18 protein-coding genes and 2 pseudogenes are annotated in these 21,304 nt (G+C 57.0%); 9 read left to right on the plus strand and 11 right to left on the minus strand.

What is annotated here, in order from left to right:
- Positions 1-13: 13 nt before the first annotated feature.
- Both OB87_RS12210 and OB87_RS12220 read right to left on the minus strand, forming a co-directional pair.
- Positions 14-1,164, minus strand: a pseudogene (locus OB87_RS12210) (IS3 family transposase).
- Positions 1,165-1,231: 67 nt separating this feature from the next.
- A pseudogene (locus OB87_RS12220) lies at positions 1,232-1,819 on the minus strand (IS4 family transposase); the annotation flags it as partial.
- A gap of 120 nt (positions 1,820-1,939) precedes the next feature.
- Between OB87_RS12220 and OB87_RS12225 the strand changes: the two are divergent.
- The gene (locus OB87_RS12225) at positions 1,940-2,356 is read left to right on the plus strand and encodes a CidA/LrgA family protein (RefSeq protein WP_033569706.1); all 417 of its coding nucleotides are present in this window, start codon (positions 1,940-1,942) and stop codon (positions 2,354-2,356) included.
- Entirely contained in the window at positions 2,346-3,041 is a 696-nt protein-coding gene (locus OB87_RS12230; RefSeq protein WP_033569707.1) for a CidB/LrgB family autolysis modulator, read from the plus strand. The genes OB87_RS12225 and OB87_RS12230 overlap by 11 nt, the downstream gene beginning before the upstream one ends.
- Positions 3,042-3,414: 373 nt before the next feature.
- On the opposite strand, the gene OB87_RS12235 is transcribed toward OB87_RS12230, so the two are convergent.
- The gene (locus OB87_RS12235; protein ID WP_033569708.1) at positions 3,415-4,212 is read right to left on the minus strand and encodes a helix-turn-helix domain-containing protein; all 798 of its coding nucleotides are present in this window, start codon (positions 4,210-4,212) and stop codon (positions 3,415-3,417) included.
- Positions 4,213-4,425: 213 nt separating this feature from the next.
- Between OB87_RS12235 and OB87_RS12240 the strand changes: the two genes are divergently transcribed.
- The 3 genes from OB87_RS12240 to OB87_RS12250 are packed head-to-tail and all read left to right on the plus strand — an operon-like array spanning position 4,426 to position 7,277.
- Positions 4,426-5,145 (plus strand): (Fe-S)-binding protein, encoded by a 720-nt coding sequence (locus OB87_RS12240; RefSeq protein ID WP_033569709.1) that lies wholly within the window; start codon positions 4,426-4,428, stop codon positions 5,143-5,145.
- Between the two features lie 9 nt (positions 5,146-5,154).
- Positions 5,155-6,582 carry a LutB/LldF family L-lactate oxidation iron-sulfur protein gene (locus OB87_RS12245; RefSeq protein ID WP_033569710.1) on the plus strand — a complete coding sequence of 476 codons (1,428 nt, stop codon included), beginning with the start codon at positions 5,155-5,157 and terminating at the stop codon, positions 6,580-6,582.
- Positions 6,582-7,277, plus strand: coding sequence for a LutC/YkgG family protein (locus OB87_RS12250; RefSeq protein WP_033569711.1), 696 nt, complete (start codon positions 6,582-6,584; stop codon positions 7,275-7,277). The genes OB87_RS12245 and OB87_RS12250 overlap by 1 nt, the downstream gene beginning before the upstream one ends.
- Positions 7,278-7,370: 93 nt before the next feature.
- On the opposite strand, the gene OB87_RS12255 is transcribed toward OB87_RS12250, so the two are convergent.
- Both OB87_RS12255 and OB87_RS12260 read right to left on the minus strand, forming a co-directional pair.
- Positions 7,371-9,098: an ABC-F family ATP-binding cassette domain-containing protein gene (locus OB87_RS12255; RefSeq protein ID WP_033569712.1), complete on the minus strand. Its 1,728-nt coding sequence runs from the start codon at positions 9,096-9,098 to the stop codon at positions 7,371-7,373.
- 290 nt (positions 9,099-9,388) lie between these two features.
- Positions 9,389-10,153, minus strand: coding sequence for a sulfite exporter TauE/SafE family protein (locus OB87_RS12260; RefSeq protein ID WP_033569713.1), 765 nt, complete (start codon positions 10,151-10,153; stop codon positions 9,389-9,391).
- A gap of 233 nt (positions 10,154-10,386) precedes the next feature.
- Between OB87_RS12260 and OB87_RS12265 the strand changes: the two genes are divergently transcribed.
- A complete protein-coding gene (locus tag OB87_RS12265) occupies positions 10,387-10,821 on the plus strand; it encodes a LysR substrate-binding domain-containing protein (RefSeq protein WP_268745837.1) in 435 nt (144 codons plus the stop codon).
- Between the two features lie 237 nt (positions 10,822-11,058).
- Here OB87_RS12265 and OB87_RS12270 read toward each other — a convergent pair whose 3' ends face one another.
- The 5 genes from OB87_RS12270 to OB87_RS12290 form a co-directional block, all read right to left on the minus strand.
- Positions 11,059-11,286, minus strand: a complete 228-nt coding sequence (locus OB87_RS12270; RefSeq protein WP_033569714.1) for a DUF1272 domain-containing protein — start codon at positions 11,284-11,286, stop codon at positions 11,059-11,061.
- A 50-nt stretch (positions 11,287-11,336) separates the two neighbouring features.
- Entirely contained in the window at positions 11,337-12,650 is a 1,314-nt protein-coding gene (gene efeB, locus OB87_RS12275; protein WP_033569715.1) for an iron uptake transporter deferrochelatase/peroxidase subunit, read from the minus strand.
- An 11-nt stretch (positions 12,651-12,661) separates the two neighbouring features.
- Positions 12,662-13,780, minus strand: coding sequence for an iron uptake system protein EfeO (gene efeO, locus OB87_RS12280; RefSeq protein ID WP_033569716.1), 1,119 nt, complete (start codon positions 13,778-13,780; stop codon positions 12,662-12,664).
- Between the two features lie 26 nt (positions 13,781-13,806).
- Positions 13,807-14,652 carry an iron uptake transporter permease EfeU gene (gene efeU, locus OB87_RS12285; protein WP_033569717.1) on the minus strand — a complete coding sequence of 282 codons (846 nt, stop codon included), beginning with the start codon at positions 14,650-14,652 and terminating at the stop codon, positions 13,807-13,809.
- A 217-nt stretch (positions 14,653-14,869) separates the two neighbouring features.
- Complete coding sequence (locus OB87_RS12290) at positions 14,870-16,426, minus strand: sensor domain-containing diguanylate cyclase (RefSeq protein ID WP_033569718.1); 1,557 nt, start codon at positions 16,424-16,426, stop codon at positions 14,870-14,872.
- Positions 16,427-17,406: 980 nt separating this feature from the next.
- Here OB87_RS12290 and dgcN point away from each other — a divergent pair.
- The 3 genes from dgcN to OB87_RS12305 are packed head-to-tail and all read left to right on the plus strand — an operon-like array spanning position 17,407 to position 20,280.
- Entirely contained in the window at positions 17,407-18,399 is a 993-nt protein-coding gene (gene dgcN, locus OB87_RS12295) for an N-acetyltransferase DgcN (RefSeq protein ID WP_033569719.1), read from the plus strand.
- A 10-nt stretch (positions 18,400-18,409) separates the two neighbouring features.
- Positions 18,410-19,420 carry an N-acetyl-D-Glu racemase DgcA gene (dgcA, locus tag OB87_RS12300; RefSeq protein ID WP_033569720.1) on the plus strand — a complete coding sequence of 337 codons (1,011 nt, stop codon included), beginning with the start codon at positions 18,410-18,412 and terminating at the stop codon, positions 19,418-19,420.
- A complete protein-coding gene (locus OB87_RS12305) occupies positions 19,420-20,280 on the plus strand; it encodes a D-amino-acid transaminase (RefSeq protein WP_033569721.1) in 861 nt (286 codons plus the stop codon). The genes dgcA and OB87_RS12305 overlap by 1 nt, the downstream gene beginning before the upstream one ends.
- A gap of 66 nt (positions 20,281-20,346) precedes the next feature.
- On the opposite strand, the gene OB87_RS12310 is transcribed toward OB87_RS12305, so the two are convergent.
- Positions 20,347-21,282, minus strand: a complete 936-nt coding sequence (locus OB87_RS12310; RefSeq protein ID WP_033569722.1) for a DKNYY domain-containing protein — start codon at positions 21,280-21,282, stop codon at positions 20,347-20,349.
- Between the last annotated feature and the right edge of the window lie 22 nt (positions 21,283-21,304).

Raw genomic sequence — 21,304 nt, forward strand, 5'->3', positions numbered from 1 at the left:
TGTGGACACAGCCCTAAGCGAGGTTCTGGTTTTCAAATTGTTCCGGACTGATACCGCCACAGCCACTGTGACGGCGCCACCAATTGTAATCACACTCGATATAATTAAATACCGTCGTCCGCATTATTTCCCGACTGATAAAGCGTTCACCATGGATGCATTAGACTTTCAGTGAGTGGAAGAAGCTTTCCGCACAGGCATTATCATAGCAGCAACCTTTTGCACTCATGCTCCCATGCAGATGATGCCGTTTCAGCAGGCTCTGGTAGTCCGCGGAGCAGGACTGCCCGCCACGGTCAGTGTGAACGATAACGTTTTTCGGTCGTTTACGCCGCCACAGTACCATCTGTAGCGCATCACAGGCCAGCTGTGCCGTCATCCTCGATGACATCGACCAGCCAATAACAGCACGCGACCATAGGTCAATGACGATGGCCAGATACAGCCAGCCTTCATCTGTACGTAAATACGTGATATCTCCCACCCATTTTTGATTTGGACCGCTGGCGATGAAATCTTGCTTCAGCAGATTTTCAGACACAGGCAACCCGTGCTCCCGGTAGCTGACAGGACTGAACTTCCGGGCCGCTTTTGCCCGCAGCCCCTGACGGCGCAGGCTGGCAGCAATGGTTTTCACATTATATTCCGGTAGCTCATCAGCCAGTCGCGGGGCACCGTACCGCTGTTTGGCGTTATTGAATGCCTTACTGACGGCATCATCACAGACACGTCGGAACCGGTGACGCGAGCTGACCTGATGGCGGCGACAACGCCAGGCATACCAACCGCTGCGGGCGACCCGAAGCACCCGGCACATGGCTTTGATGCTGAACTCTGCCTGATGTTTTTCGATAAAGACAACCTTCATTTCAGGCGCTTCGCAAAGTATGTCGCGGCCTTTTGGAGAATGGCCAGCTCCTCGGCCTGTTCAGCCAGCTGGCGTTTGAGGCGGGCATTTTCGGCCGCCAGTTCATTCTCGCGCTCTGAGGAGGTCATCTGTTGCTGTTGTTTACTGCGCCAGTTGTAGAGCTGGGATTCATAAAGGCTGAGCTCGCGGGCAGCGGCAGCGACACCGATGTGTTCAGCGAGTTTCAGAGCTTCATCGCGGAATTCGGGTGTGTACTGTTTACGGGCCGTTTTGCTGGTTGATGCTGGTTTTGTCATGAGTAATCACCTCTGGTTGAGAGTTTACTCACTTAGTCGCGTGTCCACTAATGGTGGGGAGGATCACCTGCTCCACCAGCTCCGGCTTTTTGCTTCTCAGCGTCAGTCTGCTCAACTGCATCGTCTGTTTTATCTCCCGGTAACCCAGCTCGATTTCCCAGCGATGGCTGTACAGGTCGGCCATCTCCCCGCCGGGATAACGCATCGCATCCGTCATCGACGTCAGCAGATAAAACACTTTTCCTTTTCGCGTGACCGTCAGCAACCGCGCCGTCATGCTATCGCCCAGCTCCGGCCATTTTTTCCGTGCCTGCAGGCTGGTTTTCAACGTGACCAGATGGTCGCCCTTGCCCAGCTTTCTGACCACGTCGTACTGCGCGCCCTTTTTCAGGGGGATCATCCAGTGCCGATGCTCTCCCGCCTGATGCCAGGCGTTCAGCAGACCCAGCGAGTAATAGCCTTTATCGAACAGCGTCAGCGTGTTGTCGCCGGTCTGTGCTATCAGGTGTTCTGCCAGCGTGTATTCACTCTCTTTCATCGTGCCGAAAGCCGCCGCGGTTAACAGATGGCTGGTCAGCTCCATCTGACAGACCATTTTGACCTGCGGGTAGAGCCCGGGTTGCCCGGCATAGGTCTGGCGCGGGCATAGAATGTCCGTCAGTCGATAAATATCGTCCTGATTTGATAATAAGCGCCACGGCCAGGCGCGCGATAATTCCCCTCGTTATCCCTCCACTTTTATTTGTGGCAACCCTTATCCGTGGCAAATGCGTTCATGAATACCTTTATGACCCGCTTCTGGCATCAGGCCAGGGCATTTTTACTGATTTATGCCTGTTTATACCTCGGTATCGGCCTGTCTGCCCTGCTGCCTATCACTTTGCCGGGCAGCATCATCGGTATGCTGATCCTGTTTCTGTTGTTGTCATTGCAGATTATTCCGGCGCAGTGGGTCAAACCGGGGTGCCATGTGTTGATCCGCTACATGGCGCTGCTGTTCGTGCCGATTGGCGTCGGCGTGATGCAGTATTTCGACTTGCTGCGCGCCCAGTTTGCGCCGGTCATCATTTCCTGTGCGGTCAGTACGCTGGTGGTGCTGATCACCGTGAGCAGTTGCTCGCATCTTATTCACGGGCGTAAATCGGCCCACCATCCAACCGACGAGAAGAAAGGAGCCGACCATGTGGCCTGATATCCTGTGGTCGTTGCCACTGACGTTGCTGGTGTTTTTTCTGGCACGCCGCCTGGCTATACGCCTGAATACGCCGCTGTTAAACCCGTTGCTGGTTTCTATGGTGGTACTGATTGCGTTTCTGCTGCTCAGTCACATCCCCTATGTGCGTTATTTTCAGGGCAGCTCGGCGCTCAACAGTCTTCTGCAACCGGCGGTGGTAGCACTGGCGTTCCCGCTGTACGAGCAACTGCATCAGATCCGGATGCGCTGGAAGTCGATCATTACCGTTTGCTTTCTCGGCAGTGTCGTGGCGATGGTCACCGGCACCTGGATTGCGCTGCGGTTAGGGGCAACGCCCGCGATTGCCGCGTCGATCCTGCCAAAATCAGTCACCACGCCGATCGCCATGGCGGTGGGCGGCAGCATTGGCGGCATTCCGGCTGTCAGTGCGGTGTGTGTGATCTTTGTCGGTATCCTCGGCGCGGTGTTCGGGCATACGCTGCTAAACGTCATGCGGATTCACACCAAAGCATCACGCGGGCTGGCGATGGGCACCGCCTCGCACGCGCTCGGCACCGCCCGCTGCGCAGAGCTGGATTATGAAGAAGGCGCGTTCAGTTCGCTGGCGCTGGTGATCTGCGGCATTATCACCTCGCTCATGGCACCGTTGTTGTTCCCGATGATGATGGCGTTGGCACACTAGATTCGGCTGTAGACAAACAGCCAATTGTCTTACGAACGATGAATTTTGTACGATAAGTGAATGGTTTCGTGCGTGATAAATGATGGTGTATCTCTGCCATTCTACCGCACGCACGACAAGGAGAGGTTCAAAACGCCACCTCTCCTTGACCACTGGCTTGAGGGCTAAACTGTGCCGCTTCGCGGTCCCTTCGGCGTTCGCCTTCGCTGTTCGGGCCGCCCGTGACGCGCTCCCGACGCGACACGAGCTTTCGCGGCATCCATGCCGCTCACCCGGCGAAGTCGTCCACCTCAGCACAGTTTTAACGCCGGAACCCCCTTTGTCTTGTACTTATCGGGGTCGCCAGCAGTCTGACCGCAGGCAAAAAATGGTATTAATAACGCGTCGGTGGTACGCCGAACATTTGACGGAAGGCGAAGGTAAACGAGGCGGTGCTGGCATACCCCAGATCCAGCGCCACCTGCGTCACGCTACGGTTGTTCTTTAGCATCACCACCGACTCCAGCAGCCGCATCCGTTTTTTCCACTCGCTGAACGCCACCCCGGTTTCCTTTTTAAAGCGACGTGAAAAGGTGCGTACCGACATGCCGGTACGCGCGGCCCATTCCTCAATACCATGCAGCGCATCCGGTGTCTGCTGAATAGCACGGCATACCCGCATCAAGGTGGTGGAAGCGGGCCACGACAGCGAAAAGCCAGCATCCGGCAACTGTCGCAACAGCGTGGTCAGCACCCGGACCAGTTGGGCGTCATCGCCATCGTAATCGTACTGCTCCGGCACATGCCCGGTGGCGTAGTGGATAAACTCACGGATGAAATCGCTCACCAGCACCACCTTACTGCCGCTGTGGTCGATAGCCACGTAATCCGGCTCGATATACAGGCTTTCCAGCAGGACATCGCTGGTCGCCAGAATGCGATGCGGTACATGCGCCGGGATCCACACGCCGTACAACACCGGCACAATCAGTGTTTTGCCTTCAATCTCCACCCGCATTCCGCCTTCCCGTGCATAGAGAAATTCGACAAACGGGTGTTGATGCTGCGCCACTTCCGTCTCCTTCGCCAGCGGGTAGGTGCGAAAGTAGACCGGGCGCGGCAGCGTCAGCAACACCGGCGCAGGTTGCCCAGCCACTGGCAGACGAGGGGAAGAAACAAACGAACGCGACATGACAGGCTGGCCTCTATTCGATGCAGTTTGTCTCGATAGGGTAGCGCAGGTCAGCCTGGCTTACCCGATAATTTGGATGCCATACCTGTACTCACTTTTACCACTGCTGGCGGCGTCTGATTCTGCTGCGACCGGCGTTTTACAGCCGAAGCCTGTGATCGTTTTACTTTAACCGATGCGTAGTTAACCCATAAGACTGGAAGCTAAAACAACATGAATGTGAATTTCTTTGTCACCTGCATAGGCGATGCGCTCAAATCGCGTATGGCCCGTGACAGCGTGCTACTGCTGGAACAGCTCGGCTGTCGCGTTCACTTTCCCGAGCGGCAAGGCTGCTGCGGGCAGCCTGCCATCAACAGCGGGTATATCCGCGACGCGCTGCCGGGCATGAAAACGCTGATCGCCACACTGGAAGCGAACGATGACCCGATTATTTCGCCCGCCGGGTCCTGCACCAACGCCATCCGCCATTATGCCGACTGGCTGGCTGAAGAGCCGGAGTGGGCCCGCCGCGCCGAACGGGTCGCCAGCCGGATGGTTGACCTCACCTCATTTATCGTCAACCAACTCGGGGTGACCGATGTCGGTGCCCGTCTGCCGGGCAAGGCGGTCTATCACCCCTCCTGTAGCCTATTTCGCAAACTGGGTGTGCGCGAAGAACCGCTCACCTTGCTACGTCAGGTACGCGACCTGGAACTGCTGCCGCTTCATGGTCAGGAAACCTGCTGCGGCTTTGGTGGCACCTTTTCCGTCAAAATGGCGGAGATCTCCGGTGAAATGGTGAAAGAAAAGGTGGCGCACATCATGGAAGCCAAACCGGATTACCTGATCGGTGCCGATGTCAGTTGCCTTATCAACATCGGTGGACGGCTACAGCGTGAAGGGCACGCCGTTCAGGTATTGCATATCGCCGAAGTGCTGATGAGCCGTTAAGGAGACGCCATGTACCTCAAAACCAGCAACCTGCCTTTTCGTGAGCGTATCCGTCAACAGATCGACGACCCGATCATGCGCCAGGCGGTCGTCAATGCGCAGGAACGCATCGGTGCCAACCGCCAGAAAATGGTCGATGAATTGGGCCAGTGGGATGTCTGGCGCACGCGGGCAGCACAGATTCGCGCCCACGTGCTCGATAATCTCGATGCCTACCTGTATCAGTTGTCGGAACAGGTGACCGCCAACGGCGGCAAGGTGTTTTTCGCCGCCACGCGTGAAGACGCCACCCGCTATATCCTACAGGTGGCACAAGCCAGACAGGCTCGCAAAGTGGTGAAATCCAAGTCCATGGTGACCGAAGAGATCGGCATGAATGCCGTGCTACAAGGTGCTGGCATAGACGTGGTGGAAACCGATTTGGGCGAGTACATCCTGCAACTGGACGAAGACGCGCCCTCCCACGTGGTGGTGCCCGCCATCCACAAGGATCGCCATCAAATCCAACGTGTGCTGCAACAGCGGCTGGGTTACGACGGCCCGGAAACGCCGGAAGCGATGACACGCTTTATTCGCCAGAAAATCCGCGAAGACTTCCTCAGCGCCGAGGTCGGGGTTACCGGCTGCAACTTTGCAGTTGCAGAAACTGGCACCGTCAGTCTGGTGAGCAACGAAGGCAACGCCCGGCTATGCACCACCCTTCCCCGCACTCATATCGCCGTCATGGGGATGGAACGCATTGTGCCCACCTTTGACGAGCTGGACGTGATCCTCACCATGCTGGCACGTAGCGCGGTCGGTGCCCGGCTCACCGGCTACAATACCTGGCTGACCGGCCCCAAAGGCCGCGGCGACGTTGACGGCCCGGATGAATTCCATCTGGTGATCGTCGACAACGGCCGCTCACAGGTACTGGGCTCACCGTTCCACGACATTCTGCGTTGCATCCGTTGCGGTGCCTGCATCAATACCTGTCCCGCCTACCGCCATATCGGTGGCCACGGCTACGGCTCTATCTACCCCGGTCCGGTCGGCGCGGTGCTGTCGCCCTTGCTGGGCGGCTATGAGGATTTCAAACACCTGCCTTACGCCTGCTCGCTGTGCACCGCCTGCGACGACGTGTGCCCGGTACGTATTCCTCTGTCCTCGCTGATTCTGCAACACCGGCGCGTACTGGCGGAACAGGGCATGACACCCGCCGCCGAACGTCACACCGTGCAGTTGTTCAACTACGCCAACCGCCATCCGGGGATGTGGAAAGTCGGCATGATCGCGGGCGCACACGCCGCGCGCTGGCTTATTCGCAACGGCAAGATGCCGTTTAACATTGGTGCCATCAGCGAGTGGACCGCCGCCCGCGACCTGCCGAACGCCGACGGCCAAAGCTTCCGCAGTTGGTTCAAACAGCATCAGCGCCAGACCAAGGAGAAACGTTAATGGAAAACCGCGACGCCTTTCTATCTACCCTGGCCCGTCGGCTCGGCCGCGAGCCACGCCACACGCCACCGCCCCTGCCCCCGCTGGACAACGACCCGGCCCGCACCCGCCTGACCGAGCTGACACCACAGCAACGCTGTGATGCCTTTATCGACTACGCCAGCAACGTGATGCAGGTGCACTGTGAAGTCACCTCACCAGCCGAAGTGGCGCAGGCCGCCATCCGGCTGTGCCAGCGTTATGGCGGTGCGCCGGTGCTGGTCAGCGGCGATGCGCGACTGGTGGAGCTGGGTGTCACCGACCACCTGCGGCAGTTGTACCAGGCCCCTTGTTGGGACCCAACCGGCGGCGAGGAAAATGTACGACTGGCGACTCAGGCCCGCATCGGGGTGGTGTACGCCGAGTACGGGCTGACCGAATCCGGCGGCGTAGTGTTATTCTCCACACCGCAACAAGGGCGCGCCATCAGCCTGCTGCCGGAGTCCACGCTGTTTATTGTACGCAAAAGCTGCCTGCTGCCACGCGTGGCGCAACTGGCGCAGCACCTGCGCCAGCGGGTTCAACAGGGCGAACCGCTGCCGTCGTGCATCAACCTGATCGCCGGGCCTAGCTCTACTGCCGATATCGAGCTGATTAAAGTGGTGGGGGTACACGGGCCGCTGAATGCCGCGTACCTGATTATTGAGGATTGCTGATAGCCGTACCGCCTGCCTGATCGTGAAGGCATACCAGGTTGGCGGAATGAGCCGCAAGTTGATGCCCCCTCTGACGAGGGGGCTAGGGTTGACTTACTCCAGTCCCAACAGCGCGTTAAGACGGTCGATCCGCTCACGCCACTGCGCCTGCAACGCCGGTTTCTGGTGTTTTGCCTTACGCGCCAGATCCTCGGCCAGCCGGTTTTCCAGCTCAACCAGTTGTGCCAGCAGCACGTCTGCTTCATCGACCTGATCCGGTTCTGCCACCAACGGCTGCACCGGATGTACCGCCGCGTCGCCATCGGGTTGCGCCCCCAGACGCTGATAGACCTGATCCAGGTCGTGCCACTCGCTCAACTCACCCTGCTCAACCAGCCAGAAGCGGTTGCAACTCTGGCTAATCAGCGCCCGGTCGTGCGTCACCAGCAACACGCCGCCGCCAAAGGTTTGCAACGTGTCGGCCAACGCTTCTTTGCCTTCCATGTCCAGATGGTTGGTCGGTTCGTCCAGCATCAGCAATCCGTAGCGCGCCAGCGACAGCCCGACAAACAACAGCCTGGCACGCTCGCCGCCACTCAGGGTGGCGACCGTCTGCTGATGGCGCGACCACGGGAAACCGGCGCTAATCAGCGCCATCTTGCGGTCCTGCGCCAGCGGAGCGAACGGCGTCAGTGCATCAAACAACGTATCGTCGTCACGCAGTTGATGCAGCGTCTGGTCGTAATACCCCAGCCGAACGCGCGGGTGCAGGCGAATTGCCTCGTCCGTCGTCGGCTGCTGGTACTGCTGCCACAGCAGACGCAGCAACGATGACTTGCCACAGCCGTTGCGGCCGATAATCGCCACCCGGTCGCCGCTTTTCACCCGCTGCAACGGCAGGGTGAATAACGGCGGGCAGGTCGGTGCCGGACATACCGACAGCGCCGACATCTCCAGCAATCGATCAGCCGCCAGCGCTTCACCGTGCAGCGCCAGCCGCCACTGACTGCCTGCGGTCAGCTCGGTTTGCTCGTCCTTCAGCCGTTCAATGTGCTTTTCCATCTGCTTGGCTTTACGCGCCAGATCTTCGTTATCGTAGACCTTGCCCCAAATAGCCAACCGTTTGGCGCTGGCGGTAACGCGGTCGATTTCCTTTTGTTCCGCTTTGTGGCGCAACGCATCACTGTGGTCACGCGCCACCAGCGCAGCACGGGCAGCGCTACAGGGCAGTGCAAAGTAATGCAGCTGCCGGTCGCGCAGGATATAACTGCCGTTGGTGACGTTATCCAGCAGTTGGCTGTCGTGGGAAACCAGCACAAAGCTGCCGCTCCAATGTTGCAGGAACTGCTCCAGCCACAATAGCGTCGGTAAGTCCAGATGGTTGCTCGGCTCGTCCAGCAATAGCAGGTCCGGCGAGGTGATCAATGCCCGCGCCAGCAGCAGTCGGGTATGCTGCCCACCACTCAACGTGCCGGAAGAAAGCAGCCAGTCCCGTTCGCTGAATCCCATCTCCGCCAGCAACGCCTCCGCCCGCCAGCGCTCGCTGGCACGTTCAGGCTCAGGTAAGCGAGCCAGCACCGCTTCCAGCATCGTCAACGAATGCAGCGCCGGTGGCAGATGTTGCTCAACACGCGCCAGCAGGCAGTGATGGGCTTGCGTCACGCTACCGCGAGTTGGCGTCAACGTGCCGTCCAGCAGTTTTAGCAGCGTGCTTTTGCCGCAGCCGTTATGGCCAATAAGACCGAGACGGTCACCTTGGTTCAGGGTAAAAGAAACGTTGTCCAGCAGAAGGCCGAAGGGTGTATCCACGCTCAGGGCGTGTACTGTCAGTAAAGTGCTCATTGCTTACTCAAGAGTTATAGGCATAAAAATGCCTCGTCAACACATCGCTGACGATAACCCGGTAAGCCCGAGGGAAGGAGAAATGCGGTTTGCTTCGCTCAAGCCACCGTTATCGCAGCACGATATCGATAACGCTTGAGCAGCGGCGATCGCCAAAAGGATGTGAAGTGTTAAACATTTCACAGCGCAGCATGAGGGTCCTCCTTATTGTTATCCGTAGGTGAGTCGATGACCGGATTGTAGCGGCAACGGGCGGGCTTCGCCACCCGTCAGACGCCGTTTCCGGCGCGTTATTTCGTTACCAGCATCACCAACGCCACGCCCACCAGCACCAGACAGAACGCCAGCCGTAACACTGCCACCGGCAATTTATGCGCCAGCGCCACCCCCCACGACACGCTCAGAATGCCGCCTACCGCCAGCGGGATGCCGGTCGCCCAATCGACATTACCAGCCTGGGTGTAAGACACCAGAGCCGCCAGCGCGCCGGGCACTACCAGCGCCAGCGCGATGCCTTGCGCCTGGGTTTGGGTGAATCCGAACAGTGTCACTAACGCGGGCACCACCACCAGCCCACCGCCAACGGTAAAAATGCCGGACATAAAACCGCTCGCCACACCGAGCACCGGCAGATAGCGGTGAGACAGTACCGAGGTCGGCGTGCGGCTGCGCTGGCTGTTGATCCACTGCCAGATGTAATACGTCGCCAACACCAGCAGGAAAATGGCGAACGCCTTTTGCAAATTATCAACCTGAATGGCCGAGGCGATATGCGCGGCGAGATAAGCCGACACCGTAGCGAAAGCGCACAACATCAGCGTCATACGGGTGTCGATCTTATTGCGCTGCCGATAGCGCAGAAAACCGATCAGCACGTTCGGGGTAATCATGATCAGCGCTGTTCCCTGCGCCAGGTGCTGGTTCATGCCAAACAGCATCCCCAGCACCGGAATGGCGATCAGCCCGCCGCCAATTCCCAGCATCCCGCCGCACACCCCAAGCCCCATCCCCAGAATCAAACACAACACCACATGAGTCATCAGCAAACTGGTCATAAATAACCACTACATCCTGTTACATCGTTTTTAGAAATCATGAATTGAATAAAACGCGTCTTCTATGATCAAACCACGTCATGACGGAGATATTCCGCAATTTCGATCAGATTCAGGTCAGGGTCGCGTAGATAAACCGTTCGAATAGGATGACATCCTAGGCGCAGACGGCCCTTTTGATAATTCCTCAATCGTCAATCACCCTTTCCTGACAGGAAAGGGTCGCCGACAATGTGCCCTCTCCCGGCGTGGAAAAGATCACGTACCGGGAAGACCAGTTAGTGGTGCTGGTGTCGCCCCACCATCCGCTGGCTGAATACCAGGACGTCACCTTTGCCGACACCTTGCCGTTCGATTTCGTCGGCCTTAACAACAGCAGTTCGCTGCTGAAACTGTTGCAGGACACCGCCGAAGAACACGGGAAAATGCTGCGTCTACGCATTCAGGTCAGCAGTTTTGACGGTGTATGCCGTATGATCGAAGCCGGGCTGGGCATCAGCATCCTGCCCGAGGGCGCAATTCGTCCGGAAATTCTCGGGGCGGGGCTGCGTGCCATCCGCCTGACCGATGGCTGGTCCACCCGTAAGCTGTGGCTGGGCATTAAATCCGGGGCGATATTACAGCCTGAAGCCGCCAATTTGCTGGCACACCTGCGCCAGCCGGTGTGAATCATGTCTGCGGTCAGTCGGCGTACTGAATCTCGGGGCGATCACCTCCACCATGCTGGAAATCACCTCCAGATTGCTGGACGCGTTGCGTCAACAGCAACCATTTTTGTGCGTGAAATCGACAGTGTGAAAGCCGACACGCCATTACCGACAGACCGCGCCTGATGACCCGCCACCCCTCGGGTCGACGGGTATTTTCACGTCAGGAACAAGCCGTCAGCAACCAACAATCGCGCGCTAACGGGCCAACACCCGCCGGGTCGACGCCGGGTTATTGATGAGCTTTTCTGCCGGTCGAACCGGCCGACGAACCAGTTCGCCGCCGCAGTTAGGGCAATGACCGTGCAGTTTTTCCTCGGCGCAATCAGCGCAGAAGGTGCATTCAAACGAACAAATCCGCGCCAGTAAGGAATCCGGCGGCAGATCAACGTCACAGCATTCACAATTAGGCCGCAATTCCAGCATGGTGACACTCCTGTTTTACGCTCTCAACCCGGCTTATCATGCGGCCTGACTTATGCCTTCAGCAACCCGCTCGCCAGCCAATCGTCGGCATGTTTCACCCCCGGCAACACGAAGAAGTAACCACCGCCGATCGGTTTGATGTACTCCTCCAGCGGTTCGCCGTTGAGCCGTTTTTGCACCGTCAGAAAGCCTTTTTCCAGGTCGGCCTGATAGCAAACGAACAGCAGCCCCATATCCAACTGGCCGGAATTGGACACCCCCAGCGAGTAGCTGTAGCCACGGCGCAACATCAGATTGGCCTGGGTTTCCCGCGTGCGCGGGTTCGCCAGACGAATATGCGCATCCAGTGGAATCACTTTACCTTCCGGGTCCTGACTGTAGTCCGGCTCATCATGTTCATGAGCCATGCCCAGCGGCGCACCGCTGTGTTTTTCCCGGCCGAAAATGGTCTGCTGCTCCCTGAGCGGCGTGCGGTCCCAGAATTCGACATGAAAACGGATGATACGCGCCGCCTGATAGCTGCCGCCCACCGTCCATGCCGGTTCGCCGGATGGCGCGCCAACCCACAGGATTTGGTCCATCAGCGTATGATCGCCGGTATTGGGGTTCGCGGTGCCGTCTTTGAAACCTAGCAGGTTGACAGGGGTTTCCTGACCTTTGCTGCGCGCCGCGTGTGCGGAAATAAACCCTTCCCGCTTCCAGCGCACGCTGAGCAAGTCTGGCGTCTGCTTGATGATATCGCGCAGCGCGTGTAACACCGTTTCGTTGGTGTTAGCGCAGATCTGCAACAGCAGGTCACCATGACACAGGCTGGCGTCCAGCGCGTCGTTGGGAAAGCGCGTCATGCGCTGCAATTTCAGTGGTTTGAGCGCCTGTAAACCAAACCGCTCGTCAAACAGTGACGCGCCGACCGAGACGGTGATGGTGAGATTATCCGGATAGATTTCCGGCCCCATGATGCCGGAATCCAACGGCGGCAGACGCGGGTCGACATCCGGCACGTTGCCGCCCTGCGTCAGAAACGCGATACGCTGGGTCAGCAACTGGAACAGCCGGGTCAGATCCGATTTGCTGGTTGCCAGCACATCGAACGCGACCAGCAACATCGCGGCCTGTTGCGGCGTGACGATACCGGCCTGATGCGGACCGTAGAACGGCTGTTTTTCCCAGCGTTCATCCTGCGGTGCCTGCGGTTTGTCCTCCGCCTGCGCCAGCCGATCGGCACCAAGCGCCAGTACGCCGCCCATCATCCCCAACCCCTGCAACAGTCGGCGGCGTGAGGGCGATGCGATGTCCGGCTGTACCGGACATGTGGAAGGCTGGGAAGAATGCGGCCCGTCCTGCGGGCCCGTGGTATGGCTCATGATAGCTCGCCTCAATCCAGACCGAGCACGCCGCGCAATTGCGCCAGGTCTTCCGCCAGCGTGGTGATCGGCCCTTTCAGCGCGGTGCGGTCGGCATCGCTCAGCTTCTCGTAGGATTCAAACCCGTCTTTGGTTTTATACTTCGCCAGCACGCCGTCGACCGTTTTGAAGTTGGCGTCTACCTTGGTCAGCAACGGTTTATTGGCTTTCTCCAGCAGTGGACGCAGCAGGTTAACAATCTTCTGTGCACCGTCAACGTTGGCCTGGAAGTCCCACAAATCGGTACGGCTGTAGCGATCTTCCTCGCCGCTGATCTTGGTCGCCGCCACTTCTTCAATCAGCCCAGCCGCGCCGCCCACCACTTTATTCGGCGGGAAGGTCAGGCTGGCGATGCGTTTTTGCAGTTCCTGCGTATCGGCGTACAGCTGATCCGCGTAGTGCTCCATGCCTTTGGTGCTGTGATCAGCAAACAAGGCTTTCTCCAGCCGGTGGAAGCCGGTGAATTTCGGGTCGTCCGCTTTCTTCTCGTAGTCGTCTTCACGGGCGTCGATGCTGCCGTCCAAATCGGAGAACAGCTCAGCGATCGGCTCGATACGCTCGTAATGCTGGCGGGTCGGCGCATACAATTTGCGGGCGTCGTCCAGCTTGCCCGCCTTGATGGCAGCGGTGAACAGTTTGGTCTGCTGGACCAGACCTTCCACCTCTTTGGTCACGTAAACCTTGTATTCGGCGATCGGCCCCACCAGGTCCAGTACGTTGGTTTTCGCCACGGCCTCGCCGCTGGCGGTCACCACCAGCTTACCTTTGGGATTACTGAGCAGGCCACAGGTCATGTCGTATTCACCCGGCTCCAGATTGGCGGTCATTTTCTGGGTGAAGCCCGGCGCGATGTTTTCACGCTCTTCCACCACCATCACCCCTTTGAGGATTTCCCACTCCAGGTTCTTCTGGCTGGCGTTGGTGACCACAAACTGCGTTTTACCTGCTGCTACCGTGACCTGCATCGGTTCGCACTGTTTGTCGTTAACCGTGATCTTTACCTGCGGAATGTCAGCGGCCAGAGCACTGAATGCCGGTAAAGCCAGCAACGCGGCGCACAGCGCCGTATGGCGAAAGAATGGTGTAGACATAGACCTATCCCTTTTTACATTGATTATTAATGATGATGTTTACGCGACGCCGAAGCCGCGATCGGCTCCATGCGTTGCGGCAGGAAAAAGAATGCCAGCGCCGGGATCAGATACAGGAAATAGACCACCACTTCGCTGACGGTCGGGGTTTCCTGGTAGCCGAACATACCTTCCAGCAGCGTGCCGAATAGCGAATGGGTCGACAACGTAGCGCTAAAATCGAAGGCGATTTGCTGAAATTGATTCCACAATCCCGCTTCGTGAAACGCGCGGATCGCCCCGGCAGCCAGACCGGCGGCGACAAACAGAATGAACAGGCTGCTCCATTTGAAGAACCGGGCCAGATGCAGTTTCACCCCACCCCAGTAGATCATCATTCCGACCACGACGGCGCACAGCAGCCCCAGCACGGCACCGATCGGCGCATAGATGCCGACATCCTGCTGGAACGCAGCCAGCAAAAAGAACACCGACTCCAGCCCCTCGCGCGCCACGGCGAAGAACACCATCGCCACCAGCGCCCAGCCCTGACGCTTGCTGGCGTTGAGCGCCTGGTCAATAGCGCCTTCCAGATGAAGACGTACCGAACGCGACACTTTGCGCATCCAGAACACCATGTAAGTCAGGATCACTACCGCCACCACCGCCACAATGCCTTCGAACAGCTCCTGCTGTTTCTGCGGAAATTCGCCGGTGGTGGTGTTGATGAATACGCCAAGCGCCAGACACAACGCCAGCGCCAGCACCACGCCTGCCCAGACCGCGCCCAGCCACTGCGCGCGTTGGGTACGCTTCAGGTAGCTGGCGATCAGACTGACGATCAGCGCCGCCTCCAGCCCTTCACGGAACATGATAAGTAACGGTACAAACATGGGTGGAAACTCCTCAAACAGACCGAGCGACGCCCCTCACCGTCCAACTGCGTCACATAGGGATGTAAATCAGACAAAGAATGATAATGATTATTATTAATAGAGAAATGTAAGGATAGGTAAAGCACTTTTTTCTAATCAAATATTTCAACGCCACAGCCTGATACCGTAGCGCACGACGCACTCAACGTGCGAAGCCTGTCTCGGTAGGAGCCGCCTACAGTCGCACGCAGCGGTCACGGCCTTTTTTCTTCGCCAGATACAGCGCCTGATCGGCCCCTTCCTTCAGGCGCTGAATGTCGCAGGGGTTATCGCTGGAGTGCGAATACACCCCCACGCTCACCGTCACCACCTGACAGGGCAACAGCGAAGCCTGATGCGGCACCGCACACTGGCGCACATTCTCCACGGCTTGCTCGCCGTACTCCGCCGCTTGTTCGCCACTCATGCCCGGCAAAATAATGGCGAACTCCTCGCCACCGTAGCGGGCGGCTAGTGCGCCATCAGGCAACGGTAACTCGCTCAGCACGCCGCCAAGCTGGGTAAGGCAGCGGTCACCCAGCACATGACCGTAGGTATCGTTGTAGGGTTTGAAAAAATCCACATCCAGCATCATCAACGACAAGGTTCCGCCCTCTTCACGGGCTCGGGTCAGTGACTGCTCCAGATAAAGATCAAAACGCCGACGGTTAGCCAGCCTGGTGAGTGGATCCACCATCGCCAGTTTTTGCAGCACTTTATTCTTGTCACTTTCTTCCTGATGCAATCGGCTGATCGCCTCTTTATTTTTCACCGTTAGCCGAATCTGCTTCAGCACGAAGCCGCCGAGAACAAACATGGCGAACAGCACCATCACGTTGAGTATCATGGCCGAAATATTTTCCGCCAACCAACGTACCTGTAGTGCGCCCCGGTCCAGACTGGCCGCCACCACTAACGGATAACGCTGTAGTTTCACATAACCAACAATACGCACTCGGTTATCCAGCGTGGTGCGCCAGGTTCCACTGCCACTACCTTGGTCCAGTCGGGACTTTTCAAACAAGCCGCCGTCAGCGAAATTACTATTAATATATTGCTCACGATTGGGATAAAGATAAATTGCATGGCCGTTCGCATTCATTAATGACAGTACGCCATCATAATCCAGGCTAAAATAACTGTAGAAATTACCGAAATAATTATGATCGATTGTAGCCAGGAATACGCCTTTGAACTCACCATTTGGCCCATTGATTCGCTTCGCTACCGGAATAATACGTTTACGGGTGATCGTACTGACAATCACCTTACTGATAAACAATGATGAGGTATTATTTTCCCTAAGCCAGGTAAAATATTCCCGTCGGCCAACATTATAAATATAGAGTGGCCCTTTTCCGGTGGAGGAAATCAGATTTCCCTTTTCGTCAAACAGATAGAACCCCACCAATTGTGGCAGCACCGCCCGATGGGTATCCAGAACGCTTTTCACTCGCGTCGAGTCCAGCATACCAGTTTGTGACAACTCCTGTAGCATGTCATCAATCGCCACTTCAATCGGCACAAACGTATCTTCCGCCTGACGTGACATCGCGACGGACAGGTTAGTGACGTTTTTCTCCGCCTCCGCCAGCCTACGCTGATAGGAGTCCAAAAAGTTCCAAATGCTGGTGGTGACAAAAATCAGGCTACAGACGACCAGAAAAGCCATCATGGTAATACCGGGGGAAGAATAGAAAGATAACGATCGCAGGAAACGCAGAGCACGAGACAGGAAATTATTATTTAACATATGCGTTCTCAGTAAGAGCCTCCCCATCCCCACCTCGCTACATCAGGCAAAGCGTATGAGTTATAGCGTATGAACAATGTCATATGAACAATGGCGTATGAACAATGGCGTATGAACAATGGCGTATGAACAATGGCGTATGAACAATGGCGTATGCTATCACGTCGCCATATTGCGCCATAATACCTTCGCCCTACTTTAGTGCAATGCCAGCATTCAGGATGAAATGAATAACCGCACGCGCCCGTTGTTCGGGCCTTTTATTAACGGAATAACTCATCTTAATGGTGAATAATTTAACATCCCTTATTATCGACTGACCAATAATGAACAACCGCACCAAAATAACGCACACGCCGCACTAAAATAATCATTATTCTTTTTATTACACCTGTTTTTTATAAAAATCGGCCCATCTTTATTTTTTCACCAACTGACGATATTTAATTCTTAAAAATTAAACAACAGCAGCCATCAAATTAACATAATGGAACAAAAGTAGAATATATCACTTATTTTTTGTCATTATTGACAATATAACACCGCTTGATAATATCGAGAAAACTTGTCGAGATTAATGAATCGAATATCAACATCGACTCATAACAGATTGACGAAATTATTAATCCATTGATTTTAAATACCGTCTCAGCTTACCAATTGGTGAGATGGCAGCCTTTTATCCTGAGTTTATACCCAAAATAATTCGAGTTGCAGGGCAACACGTTTTTCGTTTTGAACAACGCAAAGCGTTGGCCCTTTAGGGCAAGGCTCATTTAAGCCTTATAACACGGCAGCCGAGTGACAAACTCGTCGGGAACGAATTTGACCAGCCAACGGCTGGCCTCTGGTGAGAGACAGGATGTCTCTCATTTCATCCCCAGTCACTTACATAAGTAAGTGACTGGGGTGAGTAACGCAGCCAACACACCCGCAACGTGAAGTATGACGGGCATATTATTTTAATGACGGAGTTTGCGATGAATATTAAAAAACCTTATTTGTTGTTCCTTGGCGATGCTCACGACCAATTGGCCGCTAAAGTGGCGATCGGCATTAAACAGTGGCATCCGGAATATTGCGTTGGTCAATATCGCATGGCGGGATGCCAGGCAGATTGCGGGCTGCCGGATATGGATATCGCTACTGCGCGGGCAGCGGGCGCGCAGACGCTGGTGATCGGCGTGGCGAATCGCGGCGGCATCATTTCCGATGCCTGGGTCGCCGTGCTGCGTCAGGCGCTGGAGTGCGGCATGGATCTGGCTGCTGGTTTGCACAACAAACTGGAGGATGTGCCAGAGATTAGCGAGCTGGCGGTGCGACTGGGGCGCTCGCTGTTCGACGTGCGTCACCCGACACAGAGCTTCCCGGTGGCCTGCGGGCGCAAACGCAGCGGCAAACGTTTGTTGCCGGTCGGCACCGACTGCTCCTGCGGCAAAATGTACACCGCGCTGGCGATTGAAAAAGCGCTGCTGGAACGTGGTGGCAATGCCACTTTCCGCGCTACCGGCCAGACAGGCATTCTGATTTCCGGTGCAGGCGTCAGTATTGATGCGGTGGTGTCCGATTTCATCGCGGGTGCGGTGGAAACCCTCGCACCCGATAACCATGCCGACCACTGGGACGTGATCGAAGGTCAGGGGTCGCTGTTCCATCCCTCTTTTGCCGGGGTGACCACCGGTATCATCCACGGTGCCCAGCCGGACGCACTGGTGTTATGCCACGAACCGACCCGCACCCACATGCGCGGCGTGGACTATCCGCTTCCAGACTTGCAAGCCTGCATCGACCTCAATCTGGCGATGGCTCGCCTGACCAACCCGAACGCTCGCTTTGTTGGCGTCTCCATCAACAGTGCGCACCTGAGTGAAGCCGACGCGCTGGCCTACATGGATAAACTGGAACACCAGTTGGGTCTGCCGGTAGTCGACCCATTCCGTCAGGGCGTAGGCCGCATCATCGATAACCTGTAAGGACAGCATCATGGCGGAACTGATCGTCACTCATGAACGCTGGGCGTTAAAAGAAACCTTCACCGTTTCACGCGGTAGCAAAACCCACGCCGATGTCATCAAGGTGACGGTATGCGACGGGCGCTACGAAGGCCACGGTGAAAGTGTGCCCTACGCTCGCTACGGCGAAAGCATCAGCGGCGTGGAAGCTCAGTTGCTGGCACTGCGGAATGAGGTGCGCAGCGGCCTTGACCGGAAAACATTGCAGACACGGCTGCCGCCCGGTGCGGCGCGTAATGCGCTGGACTGCGCATTGTGGGATCTCGACAGCCAGCGGCAGGCCAGGCCCGTGTGGCAACTGGCCGGACTGCCACGACCGGAACCGACGACCAGTGCGTTTACGCTGTCGCTGGATACCCCGGAACGCATGGCGCAGGCGGCGCACCGCAACGCGCACCGTCCGCTGCTGAAGCTGAAACTGGCAGACGAACACGACATCGAACGGGTTGCCGCGGTGCGCCGTTGGGCACCGCAAGCGCAGTTGATCGTCGATGCCAACGAAGGCTGGAGCGCCGATCTGTACCTGAAGCTGGTGCCGGAACTGCAACGTCTTGGTGTCAGCATGATTGAACAGCCGCTGCCCGCCCACGACGACGCCGCACTGACCACGCTGCCGCGGCCGATTTTGCTGTGTGCCGATGAATCCTGCCATGACCGTCAGTCGCTACCAGGCCTGGCAGCGCGCTACGACATGGTGAACATCAAGCTGGATAAAACTGGCGGGCTGACCGAAGCGCTGCTGCTGCGTCAGGCGGCTCAGGCGCAGGGGCTGAAGATTATGGTGGGCTGTATGGTCAGCACCTCGCTGTCGATGGCACCGGCCACGCTGGTGGCGCAGGGCGCGGAAATCGTCGATCTCGACGGGCCACTGCTGCTGGCGGACGACCGGGTTGGCGGGCTGGAATGGCGCGGTAGCCAACTGTACTTATCTGAAGAAGGGTTGTGGGGCCACCCCCGCCCTTGTTTAACGGGAGTGGTATAATGTCACGTACTGTTTATGTTAACGGGCACTATCTGCCTGAGGAACACGCGACGGTTTCGGTGTTCGATCGCGGATTTCTGTTTGCCGATGCGGTGTATGAAGTCACCGCGGTGGTCAACGGTCGGCTGGCGGAATACGACGGCCACATGGCGCGGCTGGCACGATCCTGCCGCGAGCTGAACCTGCGTCTGCCGCTTAGCCAGGCGGCTTTGCGGGAGATTCATCTGGCGCTTATCGAGCAAAACCGGCTGGAAGAAGGCGGTATCTATCTGCAACTGAGCCGAGGCAGCACCGGCGACCGTGATTTTGCCTTCCCCACCGACGCTGAGCCGACGCTGGTGCTGTTTACCCAGTCCCGCCCGGTTCTCCACCATCCCAACGCGGAGAAAGGCATTCGCGTCATCACCTGCCCGGACCTGCGCTGGCACCGGCGTGACATCAAAACCGTCAGCCTGCTGATGGCCTGCATGGCGAAAGAGTGGGCACACGCCAAAGGCGCGGATGACGCCTGGCTGGTGGAGAATGGCCTGATTACCGAGGGCAGTTCCAGCAACTGCTTTATCGTCGATGCCGACAACCGCCTGATTACCCGCCCGCTCAGCAACGACATCCTGCACGGCATTACCCGCAAAGCGCTGCTGCAACTGGCCGCCGACCATCATCTGACGGTGGAAGAGCGGGCATTCACGCCGCAGGAAGCGCTCGCCGCCAAAGAAGCCTTTATCAGCTCCGCCACCACCTTTGTCTGGCCGGTGGTGGAGATCGACGGTGTCACGATTGGCGATGGTCGCCCCGGCCCACTGGCGCGCCAGCTGCGGGACATCTACATCGCCATGATTCGCGAGCAGACCGCCGGGTAACATCGCCATCATCCGCTTAATCATCAATGAGCGGATGATGACTTCTCTCATGACGTAGACGTCACACTATTCCTTTTTTTGACACTGCGGAAGGTTGTTAACCTTGACGGAATCGCATTGCCAACGGGTCTTTCCATCAGTAATCGTATAGCCATCGATATCCGGCTTAATATTCACTTCACGCGGGTTTAGCCCAGACAGTTGCATCGGCTCGACGTCCAAAAACCAAACATGCTCACCGTCGGTCGCCAATTTTTCATTATTCGGCAGCATACGAATCTCCGCCACTTTCACCCCGGCCGGAAGCCCCTGATACAACCGTCCGAAGATATAGAAACCGTTTTTGTCCAGCGCAGCGTTGAACGACAGGCAACGGAAACTGGCGGCATCAGCGTCAGTTTGCAGTTCGCCACGGTAGTACTGTTTACCGTCGATGTTCGCCCAGCCAAAGCAGTCACCCGCGCGCGGTGCCGACTTTTGATAGGGAACCACGCTGGTTTCATTCTCCACAAAATAGTAGTTCTGCTTGTCGAACGCCTGATTCATCGCCAGCGTCCGGAAACTGGCCACATCCACCCCGTTAAGGATTTCGCCATCCGGTAGCCAGATGTGATTGCGATCGCGGAAAAACGGAAAATCCAGCGCCTGGAAACTGTCGGCGTCGATATCCTGTTGGATACGCTCGCAACCGACATAGGTGCCGACATTGGTAATCAAAAACCGCTCGCCAAGCAGTCTGGCGCTATCCGGCTTGAAACCCTCCGGCAGAGATTGCTGGTTGCAGTAGTAGTGCTTGCCAGAAACCGCCAGCACCATGCGCCCTTCCTTGCTCAGCACGCGAAAGTCTGTCGGTTTGGCGTCCTTCAACACCTGCGGGTCCGCATAGGTCGATGCCCGGTACACCACCTTACCCTGCTCAACCTGATAGGGGGGCTTCACTTCCGCCTGAACTGACAACGCTGCCATACCCAGCAACAGAGCGAGATATCCGTTCCGTTTCATACGCTTTCCTTTTGTTTTACTC

Origin of the sequence: Dickeya undicola, assembly GCF_000784735.1 — a bacterium.
GTDB classification, from domain to species: Bacteria; Pseudomonadota; Gammaproteobacteria; order Enterobacterales; family Enterobacteriaceae; genus Dickeya; species Dickeya undicola.

Bases quoted from the DNA above. Each gene is read 5' to 3' on its own strand.
- OB87_RS12310 (WP_033569722.1), bottom strand. From the start codon at position 21,282: ATGAAACGGAACGGATATCTCGCTCTGTTGCTGGGTATGGCAGCGTTG.
- efeO (WP_033569716.1), bottom strand. From the start codon at position 13,780: ATGTCTACACCATTCTTTCGCCATACGGCGCTGTGCGCCGCGTTGCTG.
- OB87_RS12235 (WP_033569708.1), bottom strand. From the start codon at position 4,212: ATGTCGCGTTCGTTTGTTTCTTCCCCTCGTCTGCCAGTGGCTGGGCAA.
- OB87_RS12290 (WP_033569718.1), bottom strand. From the start codon at position 16,426: ATGTTAAATAATAATTTCCTGTCTCGTGCTCTGCGTTTCCTGCGATCG.
- efeU (WP_033569717.1), bottom strand. From the start codon at position 14,652: ATGTTTGTACCGTTACTTATCATGTTCCGTGAAGGGCTGGAGGCGGCG.
- OB87_RS12230 (WP_033569707.1), top strand. From the start codon at position 2,346: ATGTGGCCTGATATCCTGTGGTCGTTGCCACTGACGTTGCTGGTGTTT.
- OB87_RS12250 (WP_033569711.1), top strand. From the start codon at position 6,582: ATGGAAAACCGCGACGCCTTTCTATCTACCCTGGCCCGTCGGCTCGGC.
- OB87_RS12225 (WP_033569706.1), top strand. From the start codon at position 1,940: ATGAATACCTTTATGACCCGCTTCTGGCATCAGGCCAGGGCATTTTTA.
- dgcN (WP_033569719.1), top strand. From the start codon at position 17,407: ATGAATATTAAAAAACCTTATTTGTTGTTCCTTGGCGATGCTCACGAC.
- dgcA (WP_033569720.1), top strand. From the start codon at position 18,410: ATGGCGGAACTGATCGTCACTCATGAACGCTGGGCGTTAAAAGAAACC.
- OB87_RS12305 (WP_033569721.1), top strand. From the start codon at position 19,420: ATGTCACGTACTGTTTATGTTAACGGGCACTATCTGCCTGAGGAACAC.
- efeB (WP_033569715.1), bottom strand. From the start codon at position 12,650: ATGAGCCATACCACGGGCCCGCAGGACGGGCCGCATTCTTCCCAGCCT.
- OB87_RS12255 (WP_033569712.1), bottom strand. From the start codon at position 9,098: ATGAGCACTTTACTGACAGTACACGCCCTGAGCGTGGATACACCCTTC.
- OB87_RS12270 (WP_033569714.1), bottom strand. From the start codon at position 11,286: ATGCTGGAATTGCGGCCTAATTGTGAATGCTGTGACGTTGATCTGCCG.
- OB87_RS12260 (WP_033569713.1), bottom strand. From the start codon at position 10,153: ATGACCAGTTTGCTGATGACTCATGTGGTGTTGTGTTTGATTCTGGGG.
- OB87_RS12245 (WP_033569710.1), top strand. From the start codon at position 5,155: ATGTACCTCAAAACCAGCAACCTGCCTTTTCGTGAGCGTATCCGTCAA.
- OB87_RS12240 (WP_033569709.1), top strand. From the start codon at position 4,426: ATGAATGTGAATTTCTTTGTCACCTGCATAGGCGATGCGCTCAAATCG.